The sequence below is a fragment of the Bacillus sp. UNC437CL72CviS29 genome (assembly GCF_000482345.1).
In the GTDB taxonomy this organism is placed as follows: Bacteria; Bacillota; Bacilli; order Bacillales; family Bacillaceae_G; genus Bacillus_A; species Bacillus_A arachidis.
In genome coordinates this window covers 361,891-379,641 of the sequence record NZ_KI535303.1, presented here as the reverse complement: position 1 = coordinate 379,641, position 17,751 = coordinate 361,891, and the positions used below count along the sequence as shown (strand labels likewise).

16 protein-coding genes and 1 other annotated feature are annotated in these 17,751 nt (G+C 37.2%); of the genes, 10 read left to right on the top strand and 6 right to left on the bottom strand.

Annotation, left to right across the window (positions count from 1 at the left end):
* The first annotated feature begins 6 nt into the window (after nt 1–6).
* From M014_RS0122905 to M014_RS27430, 8 genes are all read left to right on the top strand, one after another.
* Complete coding sequence (locus M014_RS0122905) at nt 7–1,224, top strand: cation:proton antiporter (RefSeq protein ID WP_026593775.1); 1,218 nt, start codon at nt 7–9, stop codon at nt 1,222–1,224.
* A 370-nt stretch (nt 1,225–1,594) separates the two neighbouring features.
* Nucleotides 1,595–2,140: an RNA polymerase sigma factor SigX gene (locus M014_RS0122900; RefSeq protein ID WP_081811111.1), complete on the top strand. Its 546-nt coding sequence runs from the start codon at nt 1,595–1,597 to the stop codon at nt 2,138–2,140.
* A gap of 3 nt (nt 2,141–2,143) precedes the next feature.
* A complete protein-coding gene (locus M014_RS0122895; protein ID WP_026593773.1) occupies nt 2,144–3,319 on the top strand; it encodes an anti-sigma factor family protein in 1,176 nt (391 codons plus the stop codon).
* A gap of 65 nt (nt 3,320–3,384) precedes the next feature.
* Nucleotides 3,385–4,350, top strand: a complete 966-nt coding sequence (locus M014_RS0122890) for an ABC transporter ATP-binding protein (protein ID WP_026593772.1) — start codon at nt 3,385–3,387, stop codon at nt 4,348–4,350.
* A complete protein-coding gene (locus M014_RS0122885; protein WP_026593771.1) occupies nt 4,322–5,194 on the top strand; it encodes an ABC transporter permease subunit in 873 nt (290 codons plus the stop codon). The genes M014_RS0122890 and M014_RS0122885 overlap by 29 nt, the downstream gene beginning before the upstream one ends.
* 502 nt (nt 5,195–5,696) lie before the next feature.
* Nucleotides 5,697–6,890 carry an MDR family MFS transporter gene (locus tag M014_RS0122880; protein ID WP_026593770.1) on the top strand — a complete coding sequence of 398 codons (1,194 nt, stop codon included), beginning with the start codon at nt 5,697–5,699 and terminating at the stop codon, nt 6,888–6,890.
* Between the two features lie 51 nt (nt 6,891–6,941).
* Nucleotides 6,942–7,205: a binding site (T-box leader), on the top strand.
* Nucleotides 7,206–7,271: 66 nt separating this feature from the next.
* The gene (leuS, locus tag M014_RS0122875; protein WP_026593769.1) at nt 7,272–9,680 is read left to right on the top strand and encodes a leucine--tRNA ligase; all 2,409 of its coding nucleotides are present in this window, start codon (nt 7,272–7,274) and stop codon (nt 9,678–9,680) included.
* 132 nt (nt 9,681–9,812) lie between these two features.
* On the top strand, nt 9,813–10,613 hold the full coding sequence (locus M014_RS27430; protein WP_035415664.1) for a hypothetical protein: 801 nt from the start codon (nt 9,813–9,815) through the stop codon (nt 10,611–10,613).
* 326 nt (nt 10,614–10,939) lie between these two features.
* On the opposite strand, the gene M014_RS0122860 is transcribed toward M014_RS27430, so the two are convergent.
* The 5 genes from M014_RS0122860 to M014_RS0122840 all read right to left on the bottom strand — a co-directional run bounded on the left by M014_RS0122860 (nt 10,940) and on the right by M014_RS0122840 (nt 15,646).
* The gene (locus tag M014_RS0122860; RefSeq protein ID WP_026593768.1) at nt 10,940–11,368 is read right to left on the bottom strand and encodes a haloacid dehalogenase; all 429 of its coding nucleotides are present in this window, start codon (nt 11,366–11,368) and stop codon (nt 10,940–10,942) included.
* 102 nt (nt 11,369–11,470) lie between these two features.
* Nucleotides 11,471–11,656 carry a hypothetical protein gene (locus tag M014_RS0122855; RefSeq protein ID WP_026593767.1) on the bottom strand — a complete coding sequence of 62 codons (186 nt, stop codon included), beginning with the start codon at nt 11,654–11,656 and terminating at the stop codon, nt 11,471–11,473.
* Nucleotides 11,657–11,791: 135 nt separating this feature from the next.
* Nucleotides 11,792–12,871 (bottom strand): Ger(x)C family spore germination protein, encoded by a 1,080-nt coding sequence (locus M014_RS0122850; RefSeq protein WP_026593766.1) that lies wholly within the window; start codon nt 12,869–12,871, stop codon nt 11,792–11,794.
* Nucleotides 12,847–13,941 (bottom strand): spore germination protein, encoded by a 1,095-nt coding sequence (locus tag M014_RS0122845; protein ID WP_026593765.1) that lies wholly within the window; start codon nt 13,939–13,941, stop codon nt 12,847–12,849. Before M014_RS0122845 ends, M014_RS0122850 begins: the two co-directional genes overlap by 25 nt.
* Nucleotides 13,942–13,957: 16 nt before the next feature.
* Entirely contained in the window at nt 13,958–15,646 is a 1,689-nt protein-coding gene (locus M014_RS0122840; protein WP_081811110.1) for a spore germination protein, read from the bottom strand.
* 252 nt (nt 15,647–15,898) lie between these two features.
* Between M014_RS0122840 and M014_RS0122835 the strand changes: the two genes are divergently transcribed.
* Entirely contained in the window at nt 15,899–16,966 is a 1,068-nt protein-coding gene (locus M014_RS0122835; RefSeq protein ID WP_051588620.1) for an alpha/beta fold hydrolase, read from the top strand.
* A gap of 36 nt (nt 16,967–17,002) precedes the next feature.
* Here the strand turns inward: M014_RS0122835 and M014_RS0122830 are convergent, their stop codons facing one another.
* The gene (locus M014_RS0122830) at nt 17,003–17,188 is read right to left on the bottom strand and encodes a hypothetical protein (RefSeq protein ID WP_026593762.1); all 186 of its coding nucleotides are present in this window, start codon (nt 17,186–17,188) and stop codon (nt 17,003–17,005) included.
* Between the two features lie 221 nt (nt 17,189–17,409).
* Here M014_RS0122830 and M014_RS0122825 point away from each other — a divergent pair, with 221 nt between their 5' ends.
* On the top strand, nt 17,410–17,715 hold the full coding sequence (locus M014_RS0122825; RefSeq protein WP_026593761.1) for a rhodanese-like domain-containing protein: 306 nt from the start codon (nt 17,410–17,412) through the stop codon (nt 17,713–17,715).
* Nucleotides 17,716–17,751: the final 36 nt, after the last annotated feature.

Genomic DNA, 17,751 nt, shown 5'->3' with positions numbered 1-17,751 from the left:
TAGTCGATGAATACTTTGATTTTAGAAGTTGGAACAGCCTTAGTTTTAGTTGCAATTGGTGCAATACTTGCTGGGAGATTTAAATTTTCCATTATTCCCTTCCTTATCATCCTCGGAATGTTAGTGGGGCCTCATGCTCCTGTAATTGGTGTTATCGATTTCAGATTTATAGAAAGTGCAGAAGTTATTTCTTTTCTTGGGAGAATCGGTGTCCTCTTCCTTCTTTTTTACTTGGGTTTAGAGTTTTCCATGAAAAAACTAATTAAATCCGGTCGCTCTATTGTTACTGGTGGAACAATATATATCCTCATTAATTTTACTTTAGGGTTATTATATGGGTATCTTGCTGGTTTTCCTTTATTAGAAATATTAATTATAGCAGGGATTATTACAATTTCTTCTAGTGCTATTGTGGCAAAAGTAATAGTGGATTTAAGAAGAACCGGTAATAATGAAACAGAACTAATTTTAGGGATTATTATGTTTGAAGATATTTTTCTTGCTGTATATCTATCAGTAGTTTCTGGACTGGTTCTCGGAGATCATGCATCATTTTTAGGTGCAATTACTTCTATAGGTATCGCGTTAGGATATATGCTGCTATTCTTTATAGTGGCAAGAAAAGGTACCCCTATTTTAAATAAGTTATTAGATATTAGTTCAAATGAAATATTTATTATCGTAGTATTTGCAGCTTTATTCTTTATAGCTGGTATTTCAGAAACGATTCATGTTGCGGAAGCGATTGGAGCTCTTCTATTAGGACTCGTTTTTTCTGAAACAGAACATAGTGATCGAATTGAACATCTTGTTGTTCCTTTCCGTGATTTCTTTGGAGCTATCTTCTTTTTCAGTTTCGGTTTAAGTATAGATCCGTTTTCACTTGGTGGGGCTGTATGGTTAACACTAGGAGCAGTTCTATTAACAATCTGCGGAAACTTTGTAGCTGGAATGATTGCTGGACGTAAAGCGGGGTTATCCCATAAGGTTTCTGTGAATATTGGATTAACAATTGTATCAAGAGGAGAATTTTCTATTATTTTAGCGAATATCGGAATGGCAGGTGGCTTAATGGCTACAATTAAACCATTTTCAGCTTTATATGTTTTGATATTGGCATCTATAGGACCTTTACTAGCGAAGGAATCCAATAGGATATATGCTGTATTAGATAAAATATTTAAATGGAGTTCTAAAGAGCGGTCAAAATCAGAAATAGGATGAATCACCTGTGGGAAATTAAAATATAAAGATTAGTCATAAATAGTTCTATTGATGTAATTACAAAACAGAATGCAAGTTATAACAGGAAATCATGTGGGATAGAATGTATGTTTTAGAGATCGATTCCAATATAGAAAGGAGCTGCCCCAAAAGACCACTAAAAGCGGTCTTTTGAGGCAGGTCCTTTTTTTATATATACGATTTATGCTTCTGAACAAAGTTTCTTAGAGAACAAGGAATTAAAATGGGTTTCAATACACGGTTATAATAAGAATGAACCATTACAAGAAAATATTTTTTATTTTTTGTCACAAATAGCAAATTTGTGGTTTCTTTATAGTGAAAGTGGCTAATAAGGAGGAAGAAACGAGTGGAGGTGAAAGCTTCATTGTTAAATATATATGAACAAGATTCAGTTTCTAATATACAGTTTCAAGATGTATTTAAACAATATTATGCTCAAGTTGTGAGACAAATTATGCGAATTGTGCGAGAGCAAGCGATTGCTGAAGATTTAGCGCAGGAAGTATTTTTGCAATTATATCATACAGAATGGAAAGAGATTGAAAGTGTATCGGCATGGCTGGCAAAAGCATCTATTTATGCAGCATATAACTATTTGCGATCTGAAAAAAGGCATCAAGCAAGAATTGAAAAAGAAGCAAATTATAAACAATCAATGAGTAGTCCGTCATCGGAAGAGAAATGTATTCAAAAAGAAGAAATTACTCGTGTACAAAGTACATTAAAAGAAATGGATGAGCGTGAACGTACCCTCTTATTAATGAAGTTTTCGGGATTTCAATATAAAGAAATCGCGGAGGCTACTCATATGGAAGTTTCCTCGGTTGGAACATTGCTAGCACGAGCGAAAGCGAAATTTCGGAAGATGTATAGAGGGATGAAGGAGGAGTGACAAATGAAATGCCAAGATATTGGATTTATTCAAGCGTATTTAGATGGAGAATTAAACCGCGATGAAAGAAAGCAATATATTCAACATCTTGACCATTGTAAAGCATGTCAAAAGGCGTTAGAAGAAGTAAGTAAGCTTAATCAATGGGGAGAAGTTGTATTGGATGATGAATTCACAAACGTTAGTGAAGAGATTGATATCGATGTTGAACAAGCTTGGAAAACCTTTGAACAAAATATACAAAATCATAAAATGGAAGAAACAAACAGTGAAGAAAGTAAAAAGAAGGGAAGATGGCATAATATGAAGAAATCATCTAAACGTTGGATTACTGCAGCAGCAGCGGCAGCAGTTGTATGTGTGTCTTTAACAGTTCCAGAAGTACGGGCAGGAGCAAATAACTTGTTATCGATTTTTCGAGTAAAGGATGTGCAGTTCGTTCAACTTACCGATTCGGACTTACGTGAAATTGAAGGATGGATTTCTAATATGGAAGAAGGAGAGAAGTCCATTAAAGGAATTGGTAAAATAGGAATCAAAGATAATGGAAGCAAAAAAGATGCTCATTTTCAGTCGGAACAGCAAGCAAGAGAAGCTGGGTATGCAGTTCCAAAAGTGCCAAATGGATATCGGGTAACGAATGTGGATGTGAATTCGTCATTTATTATGCAATTTGAGCTCGATACAGAAAAAGCTAATAAATTATTGAAACAACTACAAAGCAATACTGAGTTTGAAAGTGCTTTGAATGGTAAGCAGTTTTCAATCACAGTTCCGGAATCAGTACGTACTCAAATAGAAGTTGAGGGCAATCGAACATCACGCGCTTTTTCCTATAATGTAATTGATGCACCAAAAATTTCTGTTCCAGAAGGTGTAAATGTTACGAAATTACAAAAAACAGTTTTAGAGCTTCCGATTATTCCAGGGAATGTGAAAACACAACTTGCAGGTATTCAAGATTGGACACATACATTGCCGATTCCCTATGTAGCAAAAGGTGCAAAAGTATCGGAGACAAAGGTTCAAGGAGTAAAGGCCGTCTTATATAGCGCTGAATATGAAAATGTACTTATTTGGGAGAAAGATGGGAAAATGCACATGGTCGAGCAACATAAAGAGCAAGAGAAAGAATTGAATGCAAACGATCTTATTAAACTTGCAAATGAATTAAAATAATGATTGAACAAGAGCGGCTCCGCGAAATGGGGCGGCTCTGTTCCTGTATAGAGCGGGGGTAAAACATGACACAAGACTGGATTATTCAAACGAAGAACTTAACAAAACAATATAACGGAAAAGGCGGTATCCACAACATTTCATTAGATGTGCCGCGCGGTACTGTATTCGGATTTATAGGCCCTAACGGTGCAGGGAAAAGTACGTTTGTGCGAACGATGCTTGGATTGATTCATGCGGATTCGGGAACAGCGCAAATGTTAGGACAGCCGATTGGGACAATAGAATCAAAACGGCGTATTGGCTATTTACCTGAGCTGTTTCGCTATCCTGATTGGCTGACCGGATGGCAGTTACTTGAAACACATGCAAAACTATGCGATCTTCCTTCTCGTGAGCGGAAAGCAAAAATGAGTGAGGTTATTGAAAAAGTTGGCTTAAAGGGTAGGGAAAAAGAAAAAATTCGCGGTTATTCAAAAGGAATGCAGCAACGTATCGGACTTGCGTGTGCCCTGCTTTCTGATCCGGAATTGATTTTTTTAGATGAGCCAACATCTGCGCTTGATCCAATCGGGCGGAAAGAAGTGCGTCATTTAATGGAAGAGCTTCGGGACCAAGGGAAGACAGTATTTTTAAACAGCCATCTATTAAATGAAATTGAACATGTATGTGATCACGTGGCGATTATTAATAAGGGAGAGTTAATTGTCCAAGGAGATTGGCGCTCGTTGATGATGATTCAAACGGAAATTGAAGTAACACTTGGTGAAAAGAGCGAATTGTTCTTTAAACAACTGCCTTCGTTTGTTAAAAATGTACGGAAGATAGAAGAACAGCAAAATCGTAAGCGTTGGATTATTACGCTACAACAAGAAGATGACATTCCTAGATTGTTAGAAGCATTTGTAGCACTACATATTCCAGTGTATCAGTTAAATCCGGTTCACCCGCATTTGGAAGATGTGTTTATGTACTGGGTAAATAAGAGAGAGGGGACGCAGCATGTGGACAATCGCCAAGTTATCATTTAAAGAAATTCTGTTAAAGCGTATTTTTACTATTACGTTATGTATGACATTTGTCTTTTTAATATTTTATGGGGTGGCCATTCATTATGCCGTTAGTGAAATTCTTCCAGGGAAATCTAGCGGTATTTCGGCAGCTCAAGACTTTATGGGTAAGAGTTTCTTTTCTACACAGCTTCTTGGAGTGGGGTTGTACTTTTCTTCGTTTATTACGGCGTTGTTAGCTATTTTAAGTAGTGTTGGCAGTATTGCCAATGAAATTGAAAGCCATCAAATTGATACGTGGTTAACGAGGCCAATCTCACGCTTTTCCTTTTTAATGGGAAAATGGATCGGCTTATGCTTGTTACTGATTGCGTACGCAGCCTTTCTATTTATAAGTATCGTGCTTATTCATCAAACAATGGGAGGGAGCGCGTTTCATTTAGATTTCACGGCGACGCAGATTATAAAAGCATTGGCTCTCTTCTTGATCCAGCCCGTTATTTTAATTAGCATCGCGATATTACTAAGCACGCGTATGGCAACATTAAATGCTGGCATTGTGTTAATTATTTTGTACGGAACTGGATTTATTGGCGGATTTGTTGAACAAATCGGTACATTGGCACAAAAAACAGCACTTGTAAACATGGGCATAATCGCAAGCCTTTTATTCCCAATTGATACAATGTATCGTAAAATGACAATCTATTTATTTGATTCAGGAGACAATCCTTTATCAATAGCCTCACAAGGAGTGTTCGGGAGTGTTTCAGCGCCGAGTAATATGATGATTGTTTATGTTGTTTTATATGTGCTAGCAGCTATTTTTATAGCGATTCGTACATTTAAATCACGTGATTTATAAGGGGATGAAATTTCAGTGTATTCTCCCAATGCTGTAAAGCGTGAACGAAAACCCACCTCTTTATGTAGATGTGGGTTTTATATATATCTATTTTAATTTTTTCGACATCTTTGTCTAGCTCTGCCTCCTAGGCCCTCATGTCTAAGAACCTTCCACACGAGAAGGTAAAAAACACCTTCTGCGTGAAAGAACCTTAGCCAACAGGCCTAAACGGTCGGCTCCGCTTTTCTTTATAAGTCACTGCCGTGCAGAATACACCATGATCGCTACTTTTAGACCTTGCATGTCGCAGGAAAAGGTCCTGACGGTTTCTATGCGTGACCAGATGCTCTTGCCTGCCTAAAAAAGAGGGTTTTTATATCGATTTTTTAATTTGTGTTTATATAGTCTACATCTCATTGTCTGAATTTCACCAACTATTAATCAGTTGCCTTCCTATTTAAAAACGACTACAATTTTACTATTATGGATAGAACGAAAAAACAGAATAGGAGGGGAAACTATGCCAAGGAAAGTATGGCTATTAGTAGCTGGGATGATCATTAATGTCACGGGTGCTTCTTTTTTATGGCCTTTTAATACAATTTATTTACACGATCATTTAGGGAAGTCTCTATCTGTGGCCGGAATGGTGTTGATGATTAACTCGTTAACTGGTGTAATCGGTAATTTGCTCGGTGGTGTGTTATTTGATAAATGGGGCGGATATAAATCAATTTTAGTAGGAATTGTTATTACACTTGTGTCGATTTTAGGTCTTGTGTTTTTCCATGGTTGGCCGTTGTATGTTGTTTGGCTAGCGTTAATTGGATTCGGGTCTGGAATGGTCTTTCCATCGATGTACGCAATGGTTGGCACTGTTTGGCCAGAGGGAGGACGAAGAGCATTTAATGCGATGTATGTTGGACAAAATGTTGGAATCGCTGTTGGAACGGCGTGCGGTGGTTTAGTTGCTTCGTATCGTTTTGATTATATTTTCTTAGCGAATTTTATTTTATACTTTATCTTCTTTTTAATTGCCTTTATCGGATTCCGTGGTATGGAGGACAAAAACGAACAAAGTATACAAACAGCGGTCAAAGCGAAAAAAGGTTGGTCACTTACACCAGGATTCAAGGCGCTTCTTATCGTATGTGTAGCATATGCTTTATGTTGGGTTACATACGTACAGTGGCAAGGTGCAATTGCGACGCATATGCAGGGGCTAAATATTAGCCTTCGTCATTATAGTTTATTATGGACGATAAACGGGGCAATGATCGTTTGTGCACAGCCGCTTGTAAGTATGATGATTCGTGCGATGAAGCGTTCTTTAAAACAACAAATTATGATTGGAATCGGTATTTTTGCAGTGTCATTTATCGTACTTAGTCAAGCGCAGCAATTCACGATGTTCCTTGTCGCGATGGTGACATTAACAATTGGTGAATTATTTGTATGGCCAGCTGTTCCAACAATTGCAAATATCCTTGCGCCAAATGATAAGATTGGTTTCTATCAAGGCGTTGTAAATAGTGCGGCGACTGTTGGAAAAATGTTTGGACCTGTTGTCGGCGGAGCGATTGTTGACTTATATAATATGGAAGTATTGTTTATTGCAATCATGGTAATGCTTGTAGTAGCACTTATCGCAACGAGTATGTATGATAAACGAGTAAAAGTAGAAGAAACAGTAGAAGAAAAAATTGCGGTTTAGTTTGACGGAACATGTAACTTGTTTTAGAATATATTTAAATTAACTCATATTGTAATAACAGTGAGAAGGAGTAGTAGTAATAGAAGCTGGTTTAGAGAGTTGACGGTCGGTGCAAGTCAATCCACGTTTCGTTATGAACTCGCCTTTGAGTTGCAGTTGTGAAATGAAGTAGCAATTGCCGTTAATCCACGTTACGGATCTAAGCGAATGTATATATTGATGCTTGTTTAGCGACCTTTACGGGACGTTTTGAACATCTTTTATTACATTAATTTAGGGTGGTACCGCGGGAATCTATAACCTCTCGTCCCTTTCTAGGGATGAGAGGTTTTTTGTATTTTAGGCGGTGAAAATAAATATAACTTGAATGGAGGATATCTCATGAGCTTTAATCATCAAGAAATTGAGAAGAAGTGGCAATCGTATTGGGAAGAGAATAAAACATTCCGTACGCCAGATGAGACAGAAAAACCAAAATTTTATGCACTAGATATGTTCCCATATCCATCAGGTGCAGGCCTACACGTAGGGCATCCAGAAGGATATACAGCAACGGATATTTTATCTCGTATGAAACGTATGCAAGGATATAATGTTCTTCATCCAATGGGATGGGATGCATTCGGTCTTCCAGCAGAGCAATATGCACTTGATACTGGAAACAGTCCAGCAGAATTTACAGAGAAAAACATTAACACGTTCCGAAATCAAATTAAAGCATTAGGTTTCTCTTATGATTGGGACCGTGAAGTAAATACAACAGATCCAAACTACTACAAATGGACACAATGGATTTTCTTACAGCTATTTGAAAAAGGATTAGCTTACGTAGATGAAATTCCTGTAAACTGGTGCCCAGCACTTGGGACAGTACTTGCAAACGAAGAAGTAATCGACGGTAAGAGTGAGCGCGGCGGACATCCTGTTGAGCGTCGTCCGATGAAACAATGGATGTTAAAAATCACTGCTTATGCAGATCGCCTACTTGAAGATCTAGATGAGCTTGATTGGCCAGAAAGCTTAAAAGATATGCAGCGTAACTGGATTGGTCGTTCTGAAGGTGCAGAAGTACACTTCAATATCGATGGTACAGATAAGAAGTTTACAATTTTCACAACGCGTCCTGATACACTATTTGGCGCAACTTACTGCGTACTTGCTCCAGAGCATGCACTTGTTGCAGAAATTACAACTGCAGACCAAAAAGAAGCAGTAGAAGCATACATTGATTCTGTAAAAGCGAAAAGTGATTTAGAGCGTACAGAACTTGCGAAGGAAAAAACAGGCGTATTCACTGGTGCTTATGCGATTAACCCAGTAAACGGTGAGAAATTACCAATTTGGATTGCTGACTATGTTCTTGCAACTTACGGAACAGGTGCTGTAATGGCAGTTCCAGCTCACGATGAGCGTGATTATGAATTTGCGAAAAACTTCGATCTTCCTATGAAAGAAGTTGTAAAAGGCGGAGACATCACAAAAGAAGCACATACAGGTGATGGTGCGCACGTAAACTCGGCATTCTTAGATGGTTTAAATAAAGAAGAAGCAATTGCAAAAATGATTGAATGGCTTGAAGTAACAAGTGCAGGAAATCAAAAAGTAACATACCGTCTTCGTGACTGGTTATTCAGCCGTCAACGTTATTGGGGTGAGCCAATTCCAGTTATCCATTGGGAAGATGGCACAATGACAGCTGTGAAAGAAGAAGAATTACCATTAGTTCTTCCAAAAACAGAAAATATTCGCCCATCTGGTACAGGTGAATCACCACTTGCAAACATTGAAGAGTGGGTGAACGTTGTAGATCCTGAAACTGGTAAAAAAGGTCGTCGTGAAACAAATACAATGCCACAATGGGCTGGTAGCTGCTGGTACTACCTACGTTATATTGATCCAAACAACAGCGAAGCACTTGTAGATCCTGAAAAAGTAAAACAATGGCTTCCAGTTGATATTTATATCGGCGGTGCAGAGCATGCTGTACTTCACTTACTATATGCTCGTTTCTGGCATAAAGTATTATATGATATCGGTGTGGTTCCAACGAAAGAGCCATTCCAACAACTATTTAACCAAGGTATGATCTTAGGTGAAAACAACGAGAAAATGAGTAAATCAAAAGGTAACGTTGTAAATCCTGATGATATCGTAGCAAGTCATGGTGCAGATACACTTCGTCTTTACGAAATGTTCATGGGACCATTAGATGCTTCAATCGCTTGGTCTGAAAATGGTCTTGATGGAGCTCGTCGCTTCTTAGATCGCGTATGGCGTCTATTTGTTCAAGATAACGGTGAACTAAGTGAGAAAATTACTTATGCACCAAATAAGGAACTTGAAAAGGCATACCATCAAACGGTGAAGAAAGTAACAGAAGACTATGCAGAGCTTCGCTTTAACACGGCAATCTCTCAAATGATGATGTTCATTAACGATGCATATAAAGCAGAAGTTCTTCCGAAAGAATATGTAGAAGGTTTTGTGAAAATGATTGCACCAGTTGCACCACACGTTGCTGAAGAACTTTGGAGCAAACTTGGGCACAGTGAAACAATCACATATGCAAGCTGGCCAACATTTGATGAGTCAAAACTTGTAGAAGATGAAGTTGAAATCGTTGTTCAAGTTATGGGGAAAGTTCGTGCAAAACTGAAAACGAAAAAAGACGCATCAAAAGAAGAAATGGAACAACTAGCGATTGAGGCAGTTAAAGAACAAATTGAAGGAAAAACAGTTCGTAAAGTAATTGTTGTTCCTGGAAAACTTGTTAATATTGTTGCAAACTAATACGAAAGAGCAGTCCTTTTTGGGATTGCTCTTTTTTTGTGATGAAGGAATTTATTTGTAGACAAACACCTATTCTCTCATGTGAAATATGATAAAAAAGGTAGGCTAAGTTGAGAGGAAGAGGTGAAAGAAATGAGAGGGATGAATAATAACGCATCACACGGCTTTATGCCAGGTGAGACGAATATGTTAAAGGCAGGGGCCATGCAGCGAGGATGCGGCGGAAACCCAACATGGATGGGGGGCGTATCAGCAGGATTCCCTACATCTGTAGTTGGAGCACAAGGAGGAGTTCCAGTAGGAGCACCAACTACATTTCCAGCATTTGTAGGCGGGGCACAAGGAGGAGTTCCAGTAGGAGCACCAACTACATTTCCAGCATTTGTAGGCGGAGCACAAGGAGGAGTTCCTGTGGGAGCACCAACTACATTTCCAACATTTGTAGGCGGGGCACAAACTGGTTTCCCTGCACCAATTGGTTCACAACCAGGATTTGGTGGTACCCCACCTATTCTAGTAGGAGGAGTAGGTACGTCTCCACAAATGATTCATGGTCATCACCCGCATCATGGTCATCACCCGCATCATGGTCATCACCCGCACCATGGTCATCACCAGCATCACGGTCATCACCAGCATCACGGCCACCACCCGCATCACGGTCACCACCCGCAACAAGTACATCATCAGCATCATGGTTACCACCCGCAACAAGTGCATCACCCGCAACATGGTCATCACCCGCAACATGGTCATCACCCGCAACATGGTCATCACCCGCAACAAGTACATCATCAGCAACATGGTCATCACCCGCAACAAGTACATCATCAGCAACAAGTACATCATCAGCAACAGCAACATCCAATATGGTATGGCGGGGCTGGAAGTGCAGGAAGTACTGCAGGACATGCTGGACAAATCGGACATTAATGGGATAAAGAAACATATTAAAAAATTCTCTTGAAAGAAGGGGATTTTTTATTTTGGGAATAGTAAAAGGGAGGGGAGGTGCTTACATATGGGAAAAGGTAGAAGTAATAATGCTGGTAAAAAGCAACCGAATTTCGATGATTCATCTAATTTCGCTAAACAAAGCCAACCGACAGAAAAGAAGAAGAAATAAGAAAAGGAGCTCTCCTTATAAAGAGAGCTCCTTTCTTAGATATATCGTTGCTTCTTTAAATATATCTGCGATTTGATACAACACATCAACCTCTTGACAAAATAAGCTGCAACAATAGAAGCTACCGGGCTATTTATTTTCCTGCTTTTGCTAATGCTTCTTGGCGTTGACGCTCAATTTCAGCACGTAACTGTGGCTCTGGTGCTTGCCAGCCTTCTGGTTTCAAAATTTTTCCGTCGCCTTCACGGAAGCGTGGTTTTCCATCAGGGAATAGTTTTGCCATATTGGCATTGTTTACAATTTCAAAGCCTTTATCAGGACGTACTCCCATTTCTGCAAATGTTCCAAACGCGAAATAAATAAGGTCAATTAATGCATCGTATTGATCTTCTACAGTATTAGCTTCTAAAAACTCTTCTAGCTCTTCTTGCATAAAGCTTGCGCGAATTTTTGCACGCTCTTCAGTTAATTTTGTTGGTACATCTGTAACAGGATGTCCAAATACCTCGTGCATTTTTGCGACAAGTTCATATCCTTTATCTAAACCTTTTTCGTTAGTCATGTTGTTTCATCCTTTCTCGTTTTGTGCCGAGTTTCATTGTAACATAAGGAGATTATTTAATAAAAAGAACATCCTATATAAAATAAGATGTTCTCTCTATCGCTACTCTTCTTTTTTTATTAAAAATGATACAGCAAGATCAATCCCAAACATCCCCACAAGTAGCATTGGTACAACAACAAGTAAATAACGTGTAAATGAAACATTTTTTAAGTATGTATGAGCAAATAAAAAGACGCTGAGAAATAGGATACCATATAAAATAGGCTTTACTAACTTTTTAGACATAAGCTCCCCCGTAAATATCTTTTTCTCTATGTAAGTAATTTTGTAAGTAGTATAAAAAACTCCTCTCTCCGTTGTATCATGACCGAAAGAGGAGTTCAATCATTATCTTACATTTTGAGGAAACTATATCTCCTATTATTCGATTACACCTGAATTTGTAATATTAACCTTATACTTTACTGTGATAGGTACGTCTTTGTACATTTTTTGCCATTCTGCTAATTTAAATGGTCTATAGTGTTGTCTAAATTGAGCTCCTAGCCCAAGGGGATCAACATTTAGAGATTTGAATTTTTTGATAAGTTTTGCGGCTTTAGCATTTAAGCGTTGTTCAACTTCTCGTGATATTTTTTTAGTGTTCTTTTTATTTTCTAGGTTTATTTGTTTCGAAAGTTCTAGAATGCGTGCATCCATTTTTACTTTAATTAAAAAGGAAGGCTTTCCAGCTTTTACATTTACAGTATACGTTGGCTTGGAGCGTATATTATTGATCATTACATATCCATTATTACTTTTAAATTCGTGTGAATCTAACCGATGTTTTTCCAATAATCCCTTAAATACGAACATATCTTGTTGATCAATTTTTCCGACATACTTATCCTTTTTTAAAAGTCCAATGCCAGTGATTTTGATTTTGTCTTTACTCTTTTTTAGGATAGGCATATAAGAATCTTGGCCTTCACGATAATAACGAAATGCACCTAAATGTAAATTATCAGTTGGTAAGGGGCCTGTTTGCATGTTATGCTCTAACATTTTTGTTATATAAATAGCAACATTAGCTGAAGTTGTATATTTTCCTTTAAACAGCTCAGGTCCATTTCCTTCTAATAATCCAACATACAATGAGTTTCCGATGCTGACATCACGAACCAATGTGTCAAAGGAGGTCGACAATCCCTTTTTGGCAATTTTTGTAGTAAACAAAGCAATGCGCATTTGTCCGCTTGCAAATGGTTGAGAAGATTCCAAAGAAGTATCAGCTTTTACTTGTTTAACGGCATTTGCTACTCCTTCGTAGACCTGTACTTTATTTCCTTTTCGTTGCACCGGACAAACCGATGTCACCTTTATTTTATTGTTTTTTGCTGTATCAAAAACAACCCCTTGAATTAACTGAACATCATCAACAATATTTTTTTGCAAACAGCCTGTTATGGTGAATAAACAAATACATGAAAGAAGAATTAGTTTTCTCTTGATTTTTTCCATTTTCTTTTCACCCACACGATAAGAAATAAGATTGGGATGTAAACATACATAAGCCAAAGACTAATTTTGGAAATATAACTAATAAAATCGTTGATATCGTGCCTGTTTGTTAAAAGTTGTGAAACAATAATGGTAATTAGTATGAAAGAAAGTAAAATGTATTTTTGCTTTACATGAAAGATTTCATGCGTTCCTCTTGTAGCGGCCCATAATGGAAGAATAGAACTTGTAAGAATTACAAGTGCATAGCCAGAGATGGCAATGTATTCTAGTCGTTCGATAAAGGGTAATTTAATAACTTGTGTCATGGAAAGTTGAGACCAAATTGTTTTTGATAACTGTTTTTCGCTAAAAAAAGCGAATGCCAAAATCGTGCTAAATAAATATAAAATGTTAGAGAACAATACACCATATTGTGCAAATTTATGAGATTTTTCGGGATTCTTCACAAATGGGTATATCATAAGCAAGATTTCAAAGCCTGTCATACTATAAATTGAAAATTGAGATGCTTTTAAAATATCTCCGAAAGAATGTGAAAAAACAGGAAGTAAATTTTCCCAATGTGCGTATCGCAACATAAAAAAACTAAGAAAAATATAACCTAATGTTCCCACGATTGAAAGTACACAGATACCGGTCATGACGCGAAATCCTGATGAGATGACGTAGTAACTTAATAAACATAAAAAGATTGTGAACATCCAAGTGGACCCGGTAGGAAACATCCATACTTGAACAATCTCAACATACGTTCGAACAACGGATATACTCAAAGCGAAAAAATACAACATGAATACAATACTAATGCCATTACCGAGCCATTTTCCAAAAGTTTGCTGATGAAGATCTATTAGGTTGCCGTTTGTATTTTTTAATAAGTAATACATCACCCAAACGAGAATATGAATGATGATTCCAGTGATAAGAACGCCAATCCAAGCATCATAGCCTGCAACTTTAGCAATAATGCGTGCAAACCCGAGAACTCCAGCACCGAACTGTGCACTATGAACTAAGAAGAAAACAAAGATGGGAGATATTTGATATTTTGTTTTGACTTTACTCATAGGTGCACCTCGTTTCTTATTCATCAAAATCAGATGTATGTTTTATTGAAATTCCTGTTGCTGATTTTTTTACGTGTTGCGGTCTTGCTTGAATATCCCTTGTATCAATCATAGATAACGGAAATCGGACCCAAGAGTCTTTTATTGATTGCTTCCTTGCTGGATAAAAGAGCGCGAATGGTTTCCGTAAAGAAGAAAGCCTGAATAGATGAGTAAATAAAAAGATAAAACCTAGTGAAATTCCAAATAGTCCACCTAATTCTGCAAATAAAAGGAATGGGAATCGTAGTAAGCGAACTGCGTTCCCCATCTTATAAATCGGTGTGATAAAGGAAGCTAACGCGGATAAGGCGACAATGATTAACAAAATATTACTTGTTAGTCCTGCTTGTACAGATGCTTGTCCGATTACGATACCGCCTACAATACCGAGTGTTTGCCCTACTTTCATTGGCAGCCTAGCCCCGGCCTCTCTAAGTAAATCAATAACTAGTTCTAGAAAGAGCGCTTCTATTAAAGGTGGGAAAGGAACTTGTGCTCTTGATAAAATTAATGTTTCGAGTAAATCGCTTGGAATTAATTCGTAATGATAACTTAAAATGGCAACATATAATGGTGCTGCGCAGATGGAAAATAGAACAGCAATGAGTCGTAAAAGTCTTGAAAACGTAGCGTAAAGCCAAGATACGTTGTAATCCTCTGGTGAAACGAAAAAATCAAAGTATGAAACAGGAGTGAGTAAGACGCTCGGTGAACCATCTACAAAAATAGCGATTTTCCCATCAATTAATGCGGTCGTTACTCGGTCTGTACGTTCTGTATTAATATATAGTGGGAAGATTGATTTTTCTCCCATTAATTCTTGAATATAGGAGCTGTCGTTGATTTGATCGTATTCAATTGTACGAAGTGATTCTTCTAAATAATCAACACTGTCTTTTTCAGCAAGATTCTCTAAATACATCATGACAACTTTTGTTTTAGAGAACGTCCCAATGATAACTTCTTTTGTTTGTAGTGCTAACACCGGAAGGCGTTTACGTACTAAGTTAATATTCGTATCAATATCCTCTACAAATCCCTCTTGTGGACCAATAACTGTAGATTCATTTAAGGGAATAGATGGTGCCCGATAATTATCAATTGTGATATTTGCTAAGATACATTTTTGATCTTGTTTATGTAACTGTACAATCGCATGCCCTTTTAAAACCATATCTTCAATTTTTTGAAGGTCGTTTGTAATCGTAATCCCGCTCATCGGAATATGTTCTTTTAATTCTTCTAATGTAGAGTATGTACGCTCTAGTAATGCTGGCATTAAATATTTTTGTAATTTTTCCCCATCAAGTGATGGCCGATAATAAGAAATCCAGTACGGCATTGTTTCATCATCTGACGTATGATAACTTACAAAATCACTAGATGCTTTTAGGTTTTCTAATAAATCTTGAAGAGAGTGAGCCTTTTCTTTCTCAGGTTTACTGAAATCATAAATGCTATTGCTATTATTATTTTGCTGCGTTTGTGTATCTTGTTTCGTATCTTGAGCAGCTTGCTGTTGTTTATTTTGTGTTTGCTTGTCTTGCTGAGCAGCTTGCTGTTGTTTGTTTTGATCTTGCTTGTCTTGCTGAGTAGCTTGAGCTTGCTCTTTTGAATCTGTTTTACTTGATTTTTTTTTCTTGCGAAACCATTTCCATATCATATGTATTCCCTCTTTAATGATGTTAGATAATGTTAGTTTGTGGGTATTTTTGTATATTATGCACTTATTTAAGAGAGTAAGAAGGAATTTCATTTTATATATATAAATTTCCTTTAAGAGAAAGTTTCTCTTTTTATAAGCTGAAAAATATATGAATGAACATGTTGGAAGAAATGTAGCGAAGGAGGGAAAAAATTGCTACATGTGAAAAAAGAAAACTTTTATTTAAAAGAATTCACATTTGAAAACGGCATGAAAATTCCCGTTCAGATTGGATATGAGACATACGGTAAATTAAATTGGGAAAAATCAAATGTGATTTTAGTCTGTCATTATTTTAGTGCAACAAGCCATGCCGCGGGAAAATATACGGAAGAGGATCCATTTCCTGGATGGTGGGATGGACTGATTGGTCCGGGGAAAGCAATTGATACAGATCGCTATTTTGTAATATGTACCGATAATATTTGCAATGTACAAGTGAAGAATCCTTATGTAATGACAACGGGGCCAAAATCAATCAATCCAATAACAGGATTTGAATATGGGATGGAGTTTCCGGTATTTACGTTTTTAGATGTGGCACGTGTGCAATATGAATTAGTGAAAGCCATGGGAATTAAAAGATTGCATGCTGTCATAGGGCCTTCAGCTGGTGGAATGATTGCACAGCAATGGGCTGTTCATTATCCGGATGTGGTAGAGCGGATGATTGGTGTAATTACGAACCCGCAAAATCCGGTTGTAACGTCGGTTAATGTTCTGCAAAATGCAATCGAAGCTATTCAGTTAGATCCGAAGTGGAATGATGGAAATTATGGGGAAGAACAGCCAATGAAAGGATTACATGTAGCAGGAAAAATGATGTTTATAAATGCATTTGATGCTCACTATTATGAAACGACATTTCAGCGTAATAGTGCAGAAACAGCACCTTATGAGAATTTCTCGGCATTACTGTCATTTGAACAAAATATAAATGCGTTGACACTTCAAAATATTACTTTTGTTGATGCGAATTCATGGATGTATACAGCAAAGGCCACATTATTACATGATCTTGCCCACGGCTTTTCTTCTTTAGAAGAAGCACTTTTTCAAATCGAGGCAGATGTGCTTATGATTCCATGCAAACAAGATTTGTTGCAACCTTCTCGTTATAATTATCAAATGGTAGACGTGCTTAGGAAGCAAGGGAAGTATGCGGAATTGTATGAGATTGAAAGTATAAATGGTCATATGGCTGGAGTAATAGATGTTCATTTATTTGAAAAGAAAGTGGATGAGTTTTTAAGGAGAAGAGTGTCTAGCCAGGTGTAAAAGAAAAGGTGCAAGTCGTTAAGCAGGCACCTTTTTTTAGATGATTTTTAAACGGAAGAGGTATGTTGCAATGCACAATCCTAAACAAGCAATGCCGATTAATAAATAGAGGAATGATCGTTCTTGAGAAGATTGTGTAGGCTTACTTTTGTTAAATACACCAAGTGAAATGATAGCAAGAGTTAAAAAAATGAGACCTATAATGAAAAGAACAAGTGTCATTTCAAGTGACTCCTTTCGTAAAACAAGTATATTGAGGATACAATGTAAAAGCTATATTTGTAAATAGATTCATTTGCAATTGTGCTGAGAAACAATAAAAAGATAAGAAGTTTCAAGTGTTTGCGTTCGTAATTTTGCATGCTAAAATTGGAGATGAATAGATGAGTAAAGAAAAAGCTGATTACTTAGAGTTACATTGTATATAAGGAGGAATTATGGATATGACGGAAGTAAAAACAATTACAACAGAAGAAGTGAAAGAACGTTTAGAAAATGGAGAAACATTATTTTTAGTAGATGTGCGTGAAGATGAGGAAGTAGCACAAGGGAAAATTCCAGAAGCTGTACATATTAAAATGGGTGATATCCCAAATAAAGTCGACTTCTTTGATAAAGAAAATGAATATATCTTTATTTGTAGATCAGGAATGCGTAGTGAAAATGTATGTCACTATTTAAATGAACAAGGGTTTAAAACGGTAAATATGGTCGGCGGTATGCTGCAATATGAAGGTGAAATTCAATAGTTCGTTCTTAAAACTTGAAACGTGTTTGTTTCAAGT